Raw genomic sequence first — 15,916 nt, forward strand, 5'->3', positions numbered from 1 at the left:
TATGGTGAACAGCCGGTTAAGAATCGCTGGCCGGCGCGGGCGTTCCCGGCCACCGCGCTCATTATGTCTCGAAATTGCTGTGCGGAACGACAAGGCGGTATTCGAGGTGGCCATCCACGATATCGAGATTCGCGGTTCCATTCAGGGACGTGGGCACCACCCGCTCCAGCGCGACGCTGCCGAAACGCTTTTGACTGCCTCGACCGCCATTGGTTCCAATCGCTTCGGCCCAGGTCAGCGACAGGACGACCTCACCGGCGGTTGCGGTATTGAGATCGGCGCTCACCTCGACGAAACCGTCCGGCCGGGACAGGGCACCATAGCTGACCGAGTTGACGGCGAGCTCATGCATCGCCAGGCCAATATGCAGTGCGGCGTTGGGATTGAGGTAGGGATTGGCGCCTCGGAAGTGAAGGCTGTGCGATGTGCTCGTGCCATAGCGACCGACCTGGCTTGCCACCAGTTCATGGAGGGCCGCACCGCGCCAGTTGGAAGAAGTCACCAGGTCCTGGGAGGACGCCAGCGACTGCAGCCGGCCACGAAAACGGGTCAGGAAATCGCTGATGCCGTCGGAATAGCGGCCGGTCTGGGTCGCTATGCTCTGGATGATCGCCAGCAGGTTCTTCGAGCGGTGGCTGACTTCGCGTAACAGCGTCGTCAATGTCTGTTCGCGGCGCTTCTGCTCGGTCGTCTCGACCATTGTGGTGACCACGCCTTGCACATCGCCGCTGTCGCCATGGTCGGCATCGACCCATACCTGGAACCAACGGATGCCATCTTCGCCCGGGACACTGATCTCAAGCCGCTCCGGATTGCCGGTCGCGACCACATCGCCCTTTGCGGCGCGGATGCGGTCGGCCTGCGCTACCGGCAAGATGCCATTGCCCTCGGCGTTGTCGGAGACCCAGGGCGCACGCATGTTGCGAGCCCATACGGTCTTCATCTCGCGATCCTGATAGAGGACGGAAATGCCGGCATTGTGCAGCGCGTGGAGAAGCGCCCGGCCAAGCTGCATGCCGCTTTCCGCCGGATGCAGCGCGATGACTTCGTCACTCCCCGCGCCTTCCGTCCTATCTGAAGTCTTGGAGCGCATCGGTCAATCTGTCCACCCCTGCTAGGCTGAACGGTTCCCCGGCAAATGGGTTCCCAAGGAAAACCAGCTTCCAAATAGCGGTCCGCCGGACGGCGTCCGTTTGAGGGACACCGCCCGGCGGTGGCTGGAAACCGTTTGAGGGGTGCGGCTTCCAGTGTTCGCCTGAATGAAGGTCGCCTCATGCCCGCCTGAACAGACCGGCAAGCAGCGAGATGATCAGGAAGGCGAGAAAGACGAAGAACAATATCTGCGCGATGCCAGCAGACGTGCCGGCGATGCCGCCGAAACCAAGCGCGCCGGCTATGATGGCCACGACGAGAAATACGAGCGCCCAGTAAAGCATGGTTCATCTCCTTCCGAATGGTGCGAGCAAAACGTGGGTGGTTGCGGTTTGTTCCACCATTTGCTGAAAAAGACGACGCTTGCAAACGGTTGCGGGGAAATCGCTGATGAGGGAACCCCGGCTTGCAAAGGCCGCCCGATGCGGCATCGGGCGGCCTTGCCGTGAAGCTATCGGTCGGATCTCTCGGCCAGACGGCCGAGCCTATGCGGCGGCCTTGGCCTGACGGTCGAAGAACAGCGCCTGGCTGATCAGCGCCTTGACCATGTCGGGGTTGAATGGCTTGGTCACCAGGAAAGCCGGCTCGGGGCGCTCGCCGGTCAGGAGGCGCTCGGGAAAGGCGGTGATGAAGATGACCGGCACCGACGTTGATGACAGGATCTCGTTGACCGCTTCGATACCCGAACTGCCGTCGGCGAGCTGAATGTCGGCCAGCACCATCTTCGGCCGCGTCTTGCCGAACAGCGTCACCGCTTCGGCATGGGTGCGCGCCGTTCCCACGACGCGGTGGCCGAGGCTCTCGACCATCTCCTCTATGTCCATGGCGATCAACGGTTCGTCCTCGATGATCAGCACGTCGGTTGCCACCTGGCGAGAGATTTCATTGCTCGCCTGGGCAAGCAGCTCGGAGAATTCCTGGTCGCCGACGTCGAGGATCTCGGCCGCCTCGTCCTCGCTGAAGCCTTCGACGGCGACCAGCAGGAAGGCCTGTCGGGGAAGCGGCGCGATCGCATTGAGATTGGCGGCTGCGCGCTGCTCCCATGCCGATTGTGCCTGCTCCTGCGGAACGCGGATGGCGACCGACGTGAACAGTTTGGCGAAAACCTTGTAGAGGGCGATACGGTCGCTCGATGCTTCGGGAAAAATATCGACATCGGCAATGATGGCCTCGAGCATCGCGGCGACCAGCGCATCTCCGCTCTCCTGGGACCCGGAAACGGCGCGCGAGAAGCGGCGCAGGAACGGCAGGTGCGGGGCGATGGTGGCGGATAAACTCATGGTAGGACGTCTCCCTCAGAATGACGCGATTGCCTGGATTTGCAGGTCGAGCTGATTGCAGGCCCAGCTAACATAACGCGGGCTCTCCGAAAAAGTTCCGGCGCAAATGGAACGAATGGGCGCGAACGGCGTTTGGGGTTGGGATGGGCGACCAGACGAGGATGCCGCTTGCCTTGTGTCGAGTTGAATTCAAGCGGCTTCCGTGCTGGGAATATAAGGGCGAAATGAAGGATATGACCAAAGAAATTTTGACTGGCGCCGCGGGCAGGCGCCGGAACGGTTCGGGCGACCCGCTCGGGCCGAATTCCGAAATCGGACGCAAACTCAAGCAGTATTACGACGAGCTGGTCTCCGACGATGTGCCGGATCGCTTTGCCCAGTTGCTCCGGCAACTGGAACGGACCGAACCCGCGCAGAAGAAGGACTGAGGCATGGCAGCGGTCTCCCAAGGCTTCAAGACCGATCTGCTTGGGGCGATCCCAAGCTTGCGGGCCTTTGCCGTGTCGTTGACGCAGAATGCCGACAAGGCCGACGACCTCGTTCAGGAGACGCTGGTCAAGGCGTGGGACAAGCATGAGAGCTTCCAGCCCGGCACCAATCTCAAGGCATGGCTTTTCACCATCCTGCGCAATGAGTTCTATTCGCAAATGCGCAAGCGGGGCCGCGAGGTGCAGGACAGCGACGGCATCATGACGGCCAGGCTTGCGGTGCATCCGGCCCAGCACGGCCAACTCGACCTCAAGGATTTTCGTGGCGCTCTCGAGCAATTGCCGGAAGACCAGCGTGAGGCCATCATCCTCATCGGTGCTTCGGGCTTCTCCTACGAGGAGGCCGCCGAAATCTGCGGTTGCGCGGTCGGAACGATCAAGAGCCGGGTCAGCAGGGCCCGCACGCGCCTGCAGGAAATCCTGAAGATCTCCGGTGAAGACGAATATGGTCCCGATGCGATCTCGACCCAGGTCACAGGGACGGCAGCGCATTGAAGCGTGCCCAGTAGCAGGAACCCGGATGCCGCCGCGTCGGTCTCAATCAGGCCGGCCACGTCCGTAGGCCAGCGCCACCGCTTCGACCAGATCTTCGCCTGAATAGGGTTTGGTGACCAGCCTCACCCCTGGAAAGGTTGCCTTGATCTCGTCCGCATCCGAATAGCCGGAGGCAAACACGAAGGGGACGCCTGTTTCACGCAGACCCGCGGCGAATTCGAGCGTGGAAGTGCCGCCCAGCATCAGATCGACGATGGCCGCGTCGAATTGCGTTGCGACCTTTCGGCCATCGACCTCGGTCAGGTCGCGGGCAATCACCACCTCGCCTGCACCGTGGTCACGGCAAAGCTGCTCGACGTCCATGGCTATGAGGAACTCGTCTTCCAAGACAAGAATGCGCAATCCATCAAGTAACGGGGGCACAGGCAATGGCTCCTTGAAACGGTGGAAGTCATGATGGTTATTTGGGCCGTTGTCATTTAAAAAAGACATGCCGCCGCTCGTCTAACAGAGACATCCCGCCGCTCGTCGGAACTTCGATCCCGGCAAAGCGTTTCAAATCTTGCCTGCCGCCCGGCGGGCTCTCGAGGAGGGGTCGAAATGCCAAGCCAGAATGGGCGCTTTTCAGCTGATGGATCGCAAGCTGGTCGTCAGGCGCGACGGCGGTTGCGAGGCGCTAAAGCAGCTCGGGAGGGCCGCCGAGCTCTGACGCAATGCATCTTGCCAGATCGGGTGCGCGCGGGCAGCTTTCCAGGTAGTTTGGACCTATGCCGGAACGTTAAGCCGCACGGCGCGTTTGAAATCGAGCAATCACAAGGAGTTAAGCAATGGCAGCTGCCGCAGGAAAGACCGCCAACGAGGCGCGGGCGAATTCGGACCTCGAGGCCGATATCAGGCAGTTGAAGGCCGATATCGACAAGCTTACCAAACAGTTGGCCAAGACCGGTGAACACGGCTACGGCACCGCGCGTCGTGCGGCGGCCGAAGGTGTCGAGCAGTTGCGGGTCCAGGGTGAAGCGGCTTTCGACAGCCTGCGCGGCAACGCCAGGGATATCGAGGCGCAGATGGTGGCGAGCGTACGCGAAAAGCCTGTGACGTCACTGGCAATCGCCGCCGGCGTCGGCTTCCTCTTCGCGCTGCTCGCGCGTCGCTAGTTCCGCCCCAGATGGGACTTCTGGCATCGCTGCTCTCGGGTTTCGCTTCAGGTGAAACGATGGCCGCCCTGCGCCGCGCGCGCACGGCGGCCATCGTCTACGCGCTCGCCGCTCTGGCGGCATTGTGCGGTCTCGGCTTTCTGGTGGGGGCCGCCTATATCTGGGCGGCGGCCCGCTATGGATCGCTGGCGGCGGCGCTCGGTTTCGGCGTCGGCTTTCTGGTGGTCGCGGGCCTCGTTCTCCTGATCCATCGGTTGATGTCCCGCGCCCGCCGCGCGGCAAAGCGGCGCAAAACCGACATGAAGGCGATCGGCGTCACGGCCGCACTGGCCCTGCTGCCGACATTGCTCAAGGGAACAGGGGGACTCAAGGGGAAAGGCGGCCTCGGGATCATTCTGGGCCCGGCCGTGGCGCTCGCGGCCTATGCCATTTACCGCGAGAACTCCAAGCCCGGCGCTGACCATCCGGATGATGCCGGCGAGGGGAAATAACGCCGCCGCTTCGGCCCGGATGGGTCCGTCATCTCGACAGGTCTTCCAGGGGCATCGATATTTCGGCGAATACGCCCTCCTGACGGAATTCATGGGTCACTTCGCTTGAAAGGACCTTGGCCAGGCTGCGCCGGATGAGGATCGAGCCAAATCCGTGGCGCTGGGGCGGGGCAACCTGCGGGCCGCCGGTTTCGCGCCAGGTCAGCACCAGGCGACGGTCGCTCTTCCTGCCTTGCGCCTTCCAGCCGAGATCGACCTTGCCCGACGCAACCGACAGTGATCCATATTGCAATGCGTTGCTGGCCAATTCGTGCAGGATAAGGCCGAGACCGACGGCCTGATCGGGCGACAGCAGTAGGTCGGCGCCGGAAATCGTCATGCGCGGCTGGCCGGCTGTGTCAAAGGGTCCGGTCTCGATCTGGACGAGTTCGCGGATGCCGATGCCGCGCCACTCTCGGTCGGACAAGAGATTGTGCGCGATGCCCAGGGCCTGAAGCCGGGCACCGAAGGCTTCCAGGAATTCGCTCGGCTGGCGGGCATGACGCACGGTCTGCGTCGCCAGCGCCTGGACGGTCGCCAGCGTGTTCTTGACGCGATGGTTGAGTTCGCGCAGCAACAGCCGCTGCCGTTCGTCGCCGAGCTTGCGTTCGGAGATGTCGTAGTTGACGCCGAAAATCAGCGTCGGCTTGCCCTCGCCGTCGCGTTCGATGACACGGCCACGCGTCGCGACCCAACGCGGCGGATGGAAGCCCTTCACGCGATATTCACCGAAGTAGTCGTCACTGCCGGTCAAAGCGTCGCGAAAGCGGGTCTCGGTCTGGTAGACGTCGCGCGGATCGATGGCGGTAAGGATGTCTCGTGCCCGCAGCCGGGTCGAGCGCGGCAGGTTGAACAGTTCCGACAGCCGGACATCGCATTCGATGATGTCGGTGCGGATGTCCCATGCCCAACTGGCAAGCGAGGCCGCGTCGAGCGCGATGGCGCGGCGTTTTTCTTCGCGCGCCAGCGCGGCCTCGGCGATAGCGCCGCTGCGGGTTGCATCCTTCAGGGTGAACAGGCTGGCGGCGAGGCCGGCGAGCCTTTTCAACTGGTCGAGCGTGGCGGGGGACGGATAGGCGTGCGGCTTGCGGTCGAGGACGCATAGCGTGCCGATCCTTGCGCCGGCCACCAGCATCGGCGCGCCGGCATAGAAGCGCACATGGTGCTTGCCCGTGACCAGCGGGTTGGTTTTGAAGCGTGGATCCGTCGTTGCGTCCGTCACCACCATGGGTTCGTCGCCGGCGGCGATGGCATGGGCGCAGAATGAGATGTCGGTCGTCGTTTCGGTCTCGTCCAGGCCAAAGCAGGACTTGAACCATTGCCGCTCGATATCGACGAGTGTGACCAGGGCGATCGGCGCTCGCATGACGGTCGCGGCAAGGCTGCTGATGCTGTCGAAGTCCGGGTCCGCGGCCGTATCCAGCATCTCCAGCCCGTGCAGCACGGCCAGACGGCTTTCGTCCCTCACCGCGCGCGCAACCGCGGCCGGCAGAGCCGGCACTGTTTCCACCTTGCTATCCACCCAAGTCCCCAAAGCCCAGCCCCGGTCCTGGCCGCTTCGCCGGCCTGCGGCCGATCGGCTCGTCTCGGAACCATCCTAGCAAGGAACCGTTACCGAGAACGTCAACAGGCGCGGAACGAAACAAGGACCGGCCATGATCAAGATCATTCCCGAAAACAAAGCGCGTCAGGGGCGATGGGGCAGGCATGGCTTGCGTATCCTGATCGCCGCACTGCTTCTCGCCTTCGCGGCCTGGGGCATCGCCGAAATCTATGGCGAGGTCGCCAAGACGCCGGCGACAGAGCAAGGAAGCGCGCCGAGCAACTAGAGCCTTGACCGTCATCGTCCGAGATCGCATCAGGCGGCCTTTGCCTCGGCAATGCTGGCCGGCACCAGGACATTGAGCGCGCCAGGCCGGATTTCGAGCGTCGTCTCGCGGTCGAGCCTGACCAGTTCACCATCCATCACGGCGTGGAACTTCTTACTGCCCGAGTGGATTTTCAGAACCGCCCGGTCGGCTTGGTGGATTTCGACATGCTCGTTGTCGCGCCATTTGCCACGCGCCACGTCGAAGAAGAATTTGACCAGTTCTGCACGCTGCTGCGCCACCGTGACGTAGATACCGAGCACGCCGCCAGCAGGGTTGTCGGCATAGGGCAGGTGGCCTTCGCCAAACAAATTGTTGGTAATCCCGATGCCGGTGATGCGCGCCGCGATCTCGGTTTCGCCGATATTTAACGTGACGTTCATCGCCGGCGGATTCTTGATCGTCGCCCACGCCGCCTTAGCCGAAGCCCCGATCTTTCCCAGGCGCGAACCGAATTCCATCCTTTGGCGCAACTGAACCATCCTCGCATGCATGCCGATGGAGAACTGATGGATGAAGGGCTGGCCGTTGGCCGTGGCCATGTCGACGGCGATGATTTCGCCGTCGGCGAAGGATTTCAGCGCGGCATCGAGCGACTGTGGAATGCCCAGGCCGCGTGCGAACAGGTTCATCGTGCCAGCCGGCAATATGGCAAGCGCTTTCTCCTTGCCCATCAGCCTGGCGGCCGCGGCGGAAATGGTTCCGTCACCGCCACCGGCCAACACGATATCGACGGCACGGCGCGAGGCAGCGCTGTCGAGGGTTTCGACCACGTCCTTGCCGGCAACGACATCGATGCTGAGAGAATGGCCCGCGCTTTCCAAGGTCCGACGCATCCGGTCGGAAAAAGCCGCGAGGTCGGTGGTACGCAGGGTGCCACCGTCCCGGTTCAGCACCGCCGCAAATTTCATGCCCGCTCCGCTGTCTAAGACACAGTTTGGCCGGAACTTGCCCAGCCAAAGGCTGAAACGCAGCGAAGCGGGAAAGGTTCCGGCGGCGCCGGAATCCGCCGTTGCATCCAGTGGGCTGCCCCGCATTTCGCTTCAGGTTTTCATCACGAACGCCGCGCTTTTTGTCGGAACAACAGCATGCTCACGACGTTGTGAATTGTAGAAATGCCGTGCTCGGCGACGGTCAAAACCCGGCGCGGCGTGTACGCAATGATGCACTCAGGCACGCAGGAGAGATGATCATGATCCGCACCCTTTTAGCTTCGACCGCACTCGCAGCGATGGCCGCGACCGGCGCCTTTGCGCAGACCGAGGCAAGCCCCGGACCGGCCACACCTTCCGTCCAGCAGCCCGCCGCTGGTTCGGCGATACGCGCCGAAGGTAGCATCGTCACCAACATCATCGGCGAATCCGTCTATAACGGCCCCGGTGACGACGCCGAAAATATCGGCAAGGTCACCGATGTCGTCTTCGACAAGGATGGCATGACGAAATCCGTCGTCATCGGCGTCGGCGGCTTTCTCGGTGTCGGAACGAAGAATGTCGCCTTCGACTACGACAAGCTGCAATGGGCCGAGAAGAATGGCGACCGCTGGCTGATTGCCAAGACAACCAAGGACGAGTTGAAGGCCCATCCGGAGTTCGACAGCAAGCCTTATGAACCCGCGCCAGCGCCTGCGGCTTCCAACGCGGCAGCACCCGCGGCAACCGATACGGCACAGGCACCTGCCGCCGCTCCGGCCGAGCCGGTAAAGCGCGCCGATGGCAATCTTGCCACCAACATCATCGGTGAGACCGTCTACAACGGCACCGGAGATGACGCCCAGAACATCGGCGAGGTCAATGACATCGTGCTGTCCAAGGAAGGCAAGGCCGAGTCCCTGGTCATCGGGGTAGGCGGGTTCCTGGGCCTCGGGGCCAAGAACGTGACCTACGACTTCAGCAAGGCAAAGTGGGCCGAGAAGAACGGTGACCGCTGGCTGGTCGCGCAGACCACCAAGGAAGAGCTGCAGGCGCAACCGGATTTCAACCGCAAGGCCTATGATCCTGTGCCGGCGACGACGGCATCCAATGCGCCGGCTGCAACCGCTCCGGCCACGGCGCCCTCCGCCACCACCGCACCTGCCGCCGCTCCCGCAGACAAGACCGCCGAGGCCCCCGCGGCTACGGCTCCCGATCAGACACAGACCGCAGCCATCGACAAGTCGTCGCTGACCCCCATGCCCATCGGTGAGATCAGGGTCGACGACCTTAAGGGCACAACCGTTTACGGCGCCGATGACGCCAAGGTCGGTGAGATCGGCGATGTGGTGCTGACCCCGGACAAGAAACCAGACGCGGTCATCGTCGACGTCGGCGGCTTCCTCGGCATAGGCTCGAAGGAAGTGGCTGTCGGCATGGATAATTTGAAATTCATGACCGACAAGAACGGCAAGAAGTACCTCTACACGACGTTCACCAAGAAACAGCTGGAAGCGCAAACTGCCTATGACAAGGGCAGCTATGCCGAAAAGCGCGACCAGCAGCGGATGGTTGTACGATAGGCAGTAGGGCAGTAGGGCAGTAGGGCAGTAGGGCAGTAGGGCAGTAGGGTGCCAAGTCGGCGCCGGCCATGTCGCCCTTACTGCCCTACTTCCTTATTTGCCCTCACTCACATACCCCACCACACCATTGTCCGTCAGCTCCGCCAGCGCCAGCGACTGGTCGAGATGTTCGGCACGCCAGGCGAGAAGCCGCTCGGCGAATTCCAGACGGGTGGACAGATGTGCAGGGCTGGTGGCGAGATTGGTCAGTTCGCCAGGGTCTGCCTCGACGTTGAAGAGCAAGGGTGGCAAGCCGCCGCCAAAATGCACGTATTTGAATTTTTTGGTGCGGATGACAGCCAGATTGCATTGGCGCGAGGCAATGCCGAAATGCCGCTCGGCTTCGCCGTCCGCGATCGAGCGGAAATCGAACTCCCAATGCGCGGCGTCGCGCCAGACAGCGGGCGTTCCGCCGCTCAGGAATGGTTTCAGCGAACATCCGTCGAGATGCGGTTCAGGGGCTTCGCCAAGCAGATCCATGAGCGTGGGCAAGATGTCGACCGCTTCGGTGAAGCGATCGACCGAACTGCCGGCGGCCTTGCGATGTCGTGGATCGCGAATGATCAGCGGGATGTGATAGCTGCCGTCGAAGTAGCCGCCCTTGCCCAGCATGAAATGGTCGCCCATCATCTCGGCGTGGTCCGAGGTCAGCACGATGACGGTGTCGTTCCACGCACCCGCGGCCTTGACTGCTTGCCAGATGCGGCCGAGCTGCGCGTCCATCTCCGCGATCATGCCGTAATAGATCGCGCGGATCTGGCGGAAATCATCCTCGCTCCAGTCGTGCACTTTGCCTACAGCGCCGGGGCGGAACCTCGCGCGTTTCTGCCCGCCAAGATCATAGGCGAGATAGGGATGGCTCTGCGCTTCAGCCCGCCAGCTCTCCGCGCGGTGAAAGGCCGGGCCTTCGGCTGGATCGTATAGCGTGTTGTACGGCTCCGGCACGATGAAGGGTGGGTGCGGGCTGATGAAGGAGAGATGCGCGAACCAGGGCGCGGCCTGCTCCTGCTCGCCGAGCCAGCGGATGAACTCACCGGTAAGGAAAGCCGTCGGCGTATGGTCTTTCGAATAGGCTGGCGGCGCCTCCGTCACTGCGTCGGCGTGGTCTTCCAGGGGACGATGGATGCCGGGCGATCCGGCGCTGACCTCGATGCCCTGCTGCTTCAACCAGGAGAGCCACTGCTTCTGATGCTCGGGCAGCAGCTGGCGCACCGTGAAACCCGGCAGCACGCCTTCGTAGCTCTGCAGCCTTGGGTCGCCTGGCGCCAGCAAGCGCGGATCGAGCGAGACGTCGGTGTAGCCGAACAGCGTCGGGTCGTAGCCCAGGCTGCGCGCATGCAGCGCAATGTTGCCGTGGCGAGCGTCGAGCGGCGTGCCGTTGCGGCAGACGCGATTGTTCATCTGGTAGAGGCCGGTGTAGAGGCAGGCGCGGGCCGGCGAGCAAGGTGCGGCGCCGCCATAGTGGCGCTTGAACAGCACGCCTTCGGCGGCCAGCGCATCGGCATTCGGCGTCCTCACCACGGGATGGCCGGCGGCCGAGAGGCTATCGCCGCGCCACTGGTCGCAGGTAATCAGGAGAACGTTGGGGCGCCTGCCTGTTCCAGCCACGTGTTATACCTTTCGCTGCATGTTCGAACGCCGCTCATGGAACCGATTTCCGGTAGCGGCGCAAGACCGCTTCTGTGAGTCGATTGGTGAACAAATATCTTTCGATTGTTCACTTTTGCAGCACAGTCCATTCTGTGTTTGCCGCCTTTGCCACAAACGGTGGTGTCCTCATATTGGCGTGGACAGCGGCGAGGGCCGCACTGATACCAAGGGAAGGAGCAGACAATGCTCGATCAGATCAAGGGCCTGCACCACGTCACCTCGATGGCCAGGGATGCAAGGCAGAACAATGATTTCTTCACCCATAAGCTCGGCCTGCGCCGGGTCAAGAAAACCGTCAATTTCGACGCGCCCGACGTCTACCATCTCTATTATGGCGACGAGGTCGGCTCGCCCGGTTCGGTGATGACTTATTTCCCGTTTCCCAACATCGGCAAGGGCCGTCGCGGCGTCGGCGAAGTCGGCACCACGGTTTATTCCGTGCCGCAGGGCACGCTCGCCTATTGGGAAAAGCGCTTTGCCGATGAAGGCGTGACCGGCGTCTCGCACGAGGAGAGCTTCGGTGAGAAGCGGATCAGGTTTGATGGTCCCGACGGCGACGGTTTCGCGCTGGTCGAGGACAAGGCCGACAGCCGTGCGCCCTGGGCCAAGGGCGGCATTCCCGCCGACGAGGCGATCCGTGGCTTTCACTCGGTTGCGCTCAGGTTAAAGGATGGCGGCGCCACCGAGGAGCTCTTGAAGTTCATGGGCTACGAGGAAGTCGAGAAATCGGGCACGATCAGGCGGCTGGCGCTGAAAAACGGCAACGGCGCCGATGTCGTCGACATCGAATCGCTGCCGACGGCGGCCTTCGCCGATCTTGGCGCCGGCTCCGTCCACCATGTCGCCTTTGCCGTCGAGAACCGCGCCAAGCAGCTCGAAGTGCGCAAGGCGCTGATCGACACCGGCTATGGGGTGACGCCGGTGATCGACCGCGACTATTTCTGGGCGATCTATTTCCGCACGCCGGGCGGTGTGCTGTTCGAAGTCGCCACCAACGAACCGGGTTTCGACAGGGATGAGGATACCGCTCATCTCGGTGAGGCGCTGAAGCTGCCGACGCAGCACCAGCACCTCAGACCCTATCTCGAACAGCATCTGCAGAAACTGGAAGGCTGAAGCCATGAGCAAAGACGCCTACATCCACAAGGTGCTGCCCGGCTCGCCCGGCGGTCCGCTGCTCTTCGTCTTCCACGGCACGGGAGGCGACGAGAGCCAGCTTGTCTCACTGGGGCGCGATCTCGCGCCTCAGGCCACCATCATCTCGCCGCGTGGCGATGTGTCCGAACAAGGCGCGACGCGGTTCTTCCGCCGTACCGGAGAGGGCGTCTACGACATGGACGATTTGGCGCGGGCGACGGACAAGATGGCCGGCTTCGTCAAGGCGCATGTCGAGGCTGCGAAACCATCGGCCGTGCTCGGTCTCGGCTACTCCAACGGCGCCAACATCCTGGCCTCGGTGATGTTTGCCGCATCAGAGCAGTTCGATGCCACCGTGCTGATGCATCCGCTGATCCCGTTCGAACCACAGGTCAACGGCAGCCTCGCCGGCCGTCACATCTTGGTGACCGCCGGCAAGCGCGATCCGATCTGCCCGCCGAACCTGACGACACGGCTCGAAGCCTATTTGCGTGCCGACGGCGCCGATGTCACAGTGGAGTGGCACGATGGCGGGCACGAGGTGCGGCCGAACGAAATCGAGGCGGCCCGGCGGTTTTTTGCCGGTGCCGCGCAAGGAGTCTAGAGATGCCCGACCAACTGCCTGAGATCGAACTGGAGGACCGCGGCTCCAAGGGGCGCTATGTCTTGCGCGGCCCCGGTGGCGCCGAGGCCGAGATGACCTTCACCAAGATCGGCGAGCACCAGATCATCATCGATCACACAGAAGTGCCGGACGCCTTTCGCGGCCAGGGTGCCGGGCTTCGGCTCGTCACCCGCGCCGTCGAGGATGCGCGTGCGGCGGGCAAGAAGATCATCCCGCTTTGTCCGTTTGCCAACGCCCAATTCCGCCGGCATAAGGAATGGGCCGACGTGCTGAAACAATAGGATCAGACAGGTGGGTGACCAGGTGCGCGGGGATAAAAGGGCAGCCACCGGCACGGCTTTGTAATTTGCGCGGGTAGCACATCGTGCCTAAGTGGGTATGATAATCGCTCCCGCGCCGACAAACGAACCGAATGATCCCCCAATGACCGCATCCGATCTCGTCCCCGTCTTCGACGGCCATAACGACACGCTGCTCAGGCTGTATCAGTCCAAGGACACCGACGTCGAAAAGCTGTTTGTCGAGGGGAAATCGGGCGGCCACATCGATCTGCCGCGCGCCAAGGCCGGCGGCTTTGCCGGCGGCATGTTCGCCATCTTCCCGCCGCCGGTCGAGAAAGCCAGGCGCAGCGCCGTGCCCTCGGCACCGAGCGACAGCGAGCCTTTGCCTCCCGAAGTCCCGCGCACTGATGCGCTCAACTCGACGATCGCGATGGCCTCGATCCTGTTTCGGCTGGAACGGGCCGGAGCACTTGCCGTTTGCCGCAGCGCCGCCGATGTCCGCGACGCCATGGCGCGCGAGACGATCGCGGCGGTATTCCACATCGAAGGCGTCGAGGCGATCGATCCCGAACTCACCATGCTCGATGTGCTGCATGCCGCGGGCCTGCGTTCGCTCGGCATCGTCTGGAGCCGGCCGAATGCCTTTGGCCATGGCGTGCCGTTCCGCTTTCCTTCTTCGCCCGACACCGGACCCGGACTGACCGATGCCGGCAAGGCGCTGGTCAAGGCCTGCAACGAGCTGAAGATCATGATCGACCTCTCGCATCTCAACGAGAAAGGCTTTCGCGACGTGGTTGCGCTTAGTGATGCACCGCTGGTTGCCACGCACTCGAACGTGCATGCGATCTGCGGCCATTCCCGCAACCTCACCGACTGGCAACTCGGCGCGATCCGTGAGTCCGGCGGCATGGTCGGGCTGAACTTTGCCACCGGGTTCCTGCGCGAGGACGGCCGCATGAATGCCGACACCAGCCTCGACATCATGGTGCGCCATGTCGATTCCCTGCTGCAGGCCTTGGGCGAGGATGGCGTCGGTCTCGGCTCGGATTTCGACGGCGCCATGATCCCGGCAGTCATCGGAGATGTGGCAGGCCTGCCGAAGCTGATCGATGCGCTCGCGGCACGCGGTTTCGGCCGCGCGCTGATCGAGAAGATTGCTTATCGCAATTGGTTGAGCATGCTCGAAAGAACGATAGGCTGAACGACCTATTCGAAGCCGATGCGCTTCAGCCAGTCCTTGCCGACGCCACGATCCCTGATGATCGGCAGCGGGTTCTCCGAATCGAGCCTTGCGCAGATGCGATAGACTTCGAGCGTCTCGGCGCTCATCTCGTCGCGTTTGTAGAAGTACATGGCGGCGGCATAGCGCGTGCGTCCCGACCATTTCTCGCCGAGCGGCGTGTTGACCAGCTCCCACTGCTCGGTGGCTTCCCCATCTTCTTCTGTCTCGCCGGCCATGGTCAGAAATCCGCCGGCGGATTGGCGGTGCGACGATCGAGTTTTATGAAGGGTCGCGCCACCACCTTGGCCCGCTTCATCAGCTTTTGGTATTGCAGCTCGCGCATGGCGTAGATCTCGACCCAGAGGTCCTCCACCACAGTATCACCGTAGGGCCGCGCCAGCGAGGCGATGGCGATGTTGCGCTTGGCCATCGGCGACCACATGGCGGCGCTGACCAGACCGACTTCCTGGCTTTTCTTGTGGTAGACGATGGCGTGTTCGGCCGGGATGTTGCCTTCGATCTCCAGCCCGACCAGCACATGGCGGAGCTTGCGTTTCGCGCGGGCCCCGAGAATGGCGCGGCGGCCGTTGAAATAGCCTTTTTCGGGATCGATCATGAAGCCGAGCCCGATCTCGTCCGGCATGCGCAAGCGGTCGGCGCGAATGGCGTGCTCGGCTGTGGTGAAGTCCGCATTGGCGACGATCAGCCCGGCCTCGAGCCGCGCACGATTGAGCGCGGTGTAGCCGATGGCCCTGATGCCGCGCGGTTCGCCCGCCGCCATCAGCCGGTCCCAGAGGCCCAGCGCTCTGTCGGCCGGCACGAACAGTTCGTAGCCGAGATCGCCGGTGAAACCGGTGCGCGAGATGCTGACGGCTCCGCCGTCATGGGGAAAATCGGCGAGGTCGAAGACCTTGAGCTTCTCGACGCCGGCGAAGCCGGCATCGCGCAGCACGGCGAAGGAGGTCGGCCCTTGCAGCGCAAGGCCGGCGACGGCCTCGGTTTCTTCCTCGACCGTAACGCTGAAGCCAACAGCGCTGTCGAGCAGCCAGGACAGATGCCGCTCCTGCGAACAGAGCCGGAAGCGTGTCGGCGACAGCCGGAACAGCGTGCCGTCATCGAGGACGAAACCCTCGTCGTCGCACCAAGCCGTATAGTGGACGCGGCCGGGCTTGAGTTTCGTCACGTCGCGCAAGGTGACGCGGTCGAGGAAGGCTTCGGCGTCCGGCCCCTCGATCCGGTATTTGGTCATCGGCGAAATGTCGAACAGCGCCGCCTGGCTGCGGATGGCGAAATATTCGAGCTCCTCGTCCCACAGCGAATGCGGCGCGCGGTAGCCGGCCCAATTGTACCAGTCCTGGGTTTTGGCCAGCGCATCGAGGCGCGGCTGGAACGGTGTGCCGGGGCGCAGGGTGCGGAAATGCGATTGCGCGGCGATCCGATCGGAAACGGCGGGGTCGACTGCCTTCGAGACAGGCTTCTTCCTGGTTGCCTGGACCATGAC

At 63.0% G+C, this 15,916-nt stretch carries 19 protein-coding genes; 10 read left to right on the forward strand and 9 right to left on the reverse strand.

Features of this window, described 5'->3' with window-relative positions; genetic code table 11:
• Positions 1-61 precede the first annotated feature (61 nt).
• From AC0NIH_RS06965 to AC0NIH_RS06975, 3 genes are all read right to left on the reverse strand, one after another.
• Positions 62-1,093, reverse strand: coding sequence for a sensor histidine kinase (locus AC0NIH_RS06965; RefSeq protein ID WP_023776878.1), 1,032 nt, complete (start codon positions 1,091-1,093; stop codon positions 62-64).
• 178 nt (positions 1,094-1,271) lie between these two features.
• On the reverse strand, positions 1,272-1,436 hold the full coding sequence (locus tag AC0NIH_RS06970) for a DUF1328 domain-containing protein (RefSeq protein WP_013892665.1): 165 nt from the start codon (positions 1,434-1,436) through the stop codon (positions 1,272-1,274).
• Between the two features lie 201 nt (positions 1,437-1,637).
• A complete protein-coding gene (locus AC0NIH_RS06975; RefSeq protein WP_023763751.1) occupies positions 1,638-2,432 on the reverse strand; it encodes a response regulator in 795 nt (264 codons plus the stop codon).
• A gap of 224 nt (positions 2,433-2,656) precedes the next feature.
• Here AC0NIH_RS06975 and AC0NIH_RS06980 point away from each other — a divergent pair, with 224 nt between their 5' ends.
• Positions 2,657-2,860: a NepR family anti-sigma factor gene (locus AC0NIH_RS06980; RefSeq protein WP_013892667.1), complete on the forward strand. Its 204-nt coding sequence runs from the start codon at positions 2,657-2,659 to the stop codon at positions 2,858-2,860.
• Between the two features lie 3 nt (positions 2,861-2,863).
• On the forward strand, positions 2,864-3,415 hold the full coding sequence (locus AC0NIH_RS06985) for a sigma-70 family RNA polymerase sigma factor (protein ID WP_013892668.1): 552 nt from the start codon (positions 2,864-2,866) through the stop codon (positions 3,413-3,415).
• Positions 3,416-3,457: 42 nt separating this feature from the next.
• Here AC0NIH_RS06985 and AC0NIH_RS06990 read toward each other — a convergent pair whose 3' ends face one another.
• Positions 3,458-3,907 carry a response regulator gene (locus tag AC0NIH_RS06990; RefSeq protein WP_224686819.1) on the reverse strand — a complete coding sequence of 150 codons (450 nt, stop codon included), beginning with the start codon at positions 3,905-3,907 and terminating at the stop codon, positions 3,458-3,460.
• Positions 3,908-4,242: 335 nt separating this feature from the next.
• On the opposite strand from AC0NIH_RS06990, the gene AC0NIH_RS06995 reads away from it, so the two are divergent.
• Together AC0NIH_RS06995 and AC0NIH_RS07000 are read left to right on the forward strand one after the other, a co-directional pair.
• Entirely contained in the window at positions 4,243-4,569 is a 327-nt protein-coding gene (locus AC0NIH_RS06995; RefSeq protein WP_473462969.1) for an ElaB/YgaM/YqjD family protein, read from the forward strand.
• Between the two features lie 11 nt (positions 4,570-4,580).
• On the forward strand, positions 4,581-5,060 hold the full coding sequence (locus AC0NIH_RS07000; protein WP_473462971.1) for a hypothetical protein: 480 nt from the start codon (positions 4,581-4,583) through the stop codon (positions 5,058-5,060).
• 28 nt (positions 5,061-5,088) lie between these two features.
• Here AC0NIH_RS07000 and AC0NIH_RS07005 read toward each other — a convergent pair whose 3' ends face one another.
• Complete coding sequence (locus AC0NIH_RS07005) at positions 5,089-6,621, reverse strand: sensor histidine kinase (protein ID WP_473462974.1); 1,533 nt, start codon at positions 6,619-6,621, stop codon at positions 5,089-5,091.
• 133 nt (positions 6,622-6,754) lie between these two features.
• On the opposite strand from AC0NIH_RS07005, the gene AC0NIH_RS07010 reads away from it, so the two are divergent.
• Positions 6,755-6,928, forward strand: a complete 174-nt coding sequence (locus tag AC0NIH_RS07010) for a hypothetical protein (RefSeq protein WP_013892673.1) — start codon at positions 6,755-6,757, stop codon at positions 6,926-6,928.
• Between the two features lie 29 nt (positions 6,929-6,957).
• Here AC0NIH_RS07010 and AC0NIH_RS07015 read toward each other — a convergent pair whose 3' ends face one another.
• Positions 6,958-7,878 (reverse strand): diacylglycerol/lipid kinase family protein, encoded by a 921-nt coding sequence (locus tag AC0NIH_RS07015; protein ID WP_023763757.1) that lies wholly within the window; start codon positions 7,876-7,878, stop codon positions 6,958-6,960.
• 281 nt (positions 7,879-8,159) lie between these two features.
• On the opposite strand from AC0NIH_RS07015, the gene AC0NIH_RS07020 reads away from it, so the two are divergent.
• Positions 8,160-9,461 (forward strand): PRC-barrel domain-containing protein, encoded by a 1,302-nt coding sequence (locus AC0NIH_RS07020; protein ID WP_023763758.1) that lies wholly within the window; start codon positions 8,160-8,162, stop codon positions 9,459-9,461.
• A 93-nt stretch (positions 9,462-9,554) separates the two neighbouring features.
• Here the strand turns inward: AC0NIH_RS07020 and AC0NIH_RS07025 are convergent, their stop codons facing one another.
• Positions 9,555-11,108, reverse strand: a complete 1,554-nt coding sequence (locus AC0NIH_RS07025) for an alkaline phosphatase family protein (protein ID WP_473462978.1) — start codon at positions 11,106-11,108, stop codon at positions 9,555-9,557.
• A gap of 225 nt (positions 11,109-11,333) precedes the next feature.
• On the opposite strand from AC0NIH_RS07025, the gene AC0NIH_RS07030 reads away from it, so the two are divergent.
• The 4 genes from AC0NIH_RS07030 to AC0NIH_RS07045 all read left to right on the forward strand — a co-directional run bounded on the left by AC0NIH_RS07030 (position 11,334) and on the right by AC0NIH_RS07045 (position 14,394).
• Positions 11,334-12,266: a VOC family protein gene (locus tag AC0NIH_RS07030; protein ID WP_473462980.1), complete on the forward strand. Its 933-nt coding sequence runs from the start codon at positions 11,334-11,336 to the stop codon at positions 12,264-12,266.
• A gap of 4 nt (positions 12,267-12,270) precedes the next feature.
• Entirely contained in the window at positions 12,271-12,891 is a 621-nt protein-coding gene (locus AC0NIH_RS07035; RefSeq protein ID WP_287271682.1) for an alpha/beta hydrolase, read from the forward strand.
• Positions 12,892-12,893: 2 nt separating this feature from the next.
• Positions 12,894-13,193, forward strand: a complete 300-nt coding sequence (locus AC0NIH_RS07040) for a GNAT family N-acetyltransferase (protein ID WP_023763762.1) — start codon at positions 12,894-12,896, stop codon at positions 13,191-13,193.
• A gap of 142 nt (positions 13,194-13,335) precedes the next feature.
• Positions 13,336-14,394: a dipeptidase gene (locus AC0NIH_RS07045; protein ID WP_473462983.1), complete on the forward strand. Its 1,059-nt coding sequence runs from the start codon at positions 13,336-13,338 to the stop codon at positions 14,392-14,394.
• A gap of 5 nt (positions 14,395-14,399) precedes the next feature.
• Here the strand turns inward: AC0NIH_RS07045 and AC0NIH_RS07050 are convergent, their stop codons facing one another.
• Entirely contained in the window at positions 14,400-14,651 is a 252-nt protein-coding gene (locus AC0NIH_RS07050) for a hypothetical protein (protein ID WP_473462985.1), read from the reverse strand.
• 2 nt (positions 14,652-14,653) lie between these two features.
• Positions 14,654-15,913: an aminomethyl transferase family protein gene (locus tag AC0NIH_RS07055; RefSeq protein WP_473462987.1), complete on the reverse strand. Its 1,260-nt coding sequence runs from the start codon at positions 15,911-15,913 to the stop codon at positions 14,654-14,656.
• Between the last annotated feature and the right edge of the window lie 3 nt (positions 15,914-15,916).

The sequence above is a fragment of the Mesorhizobium sp. WSM1386 genome (assembly GCF_055901595.1).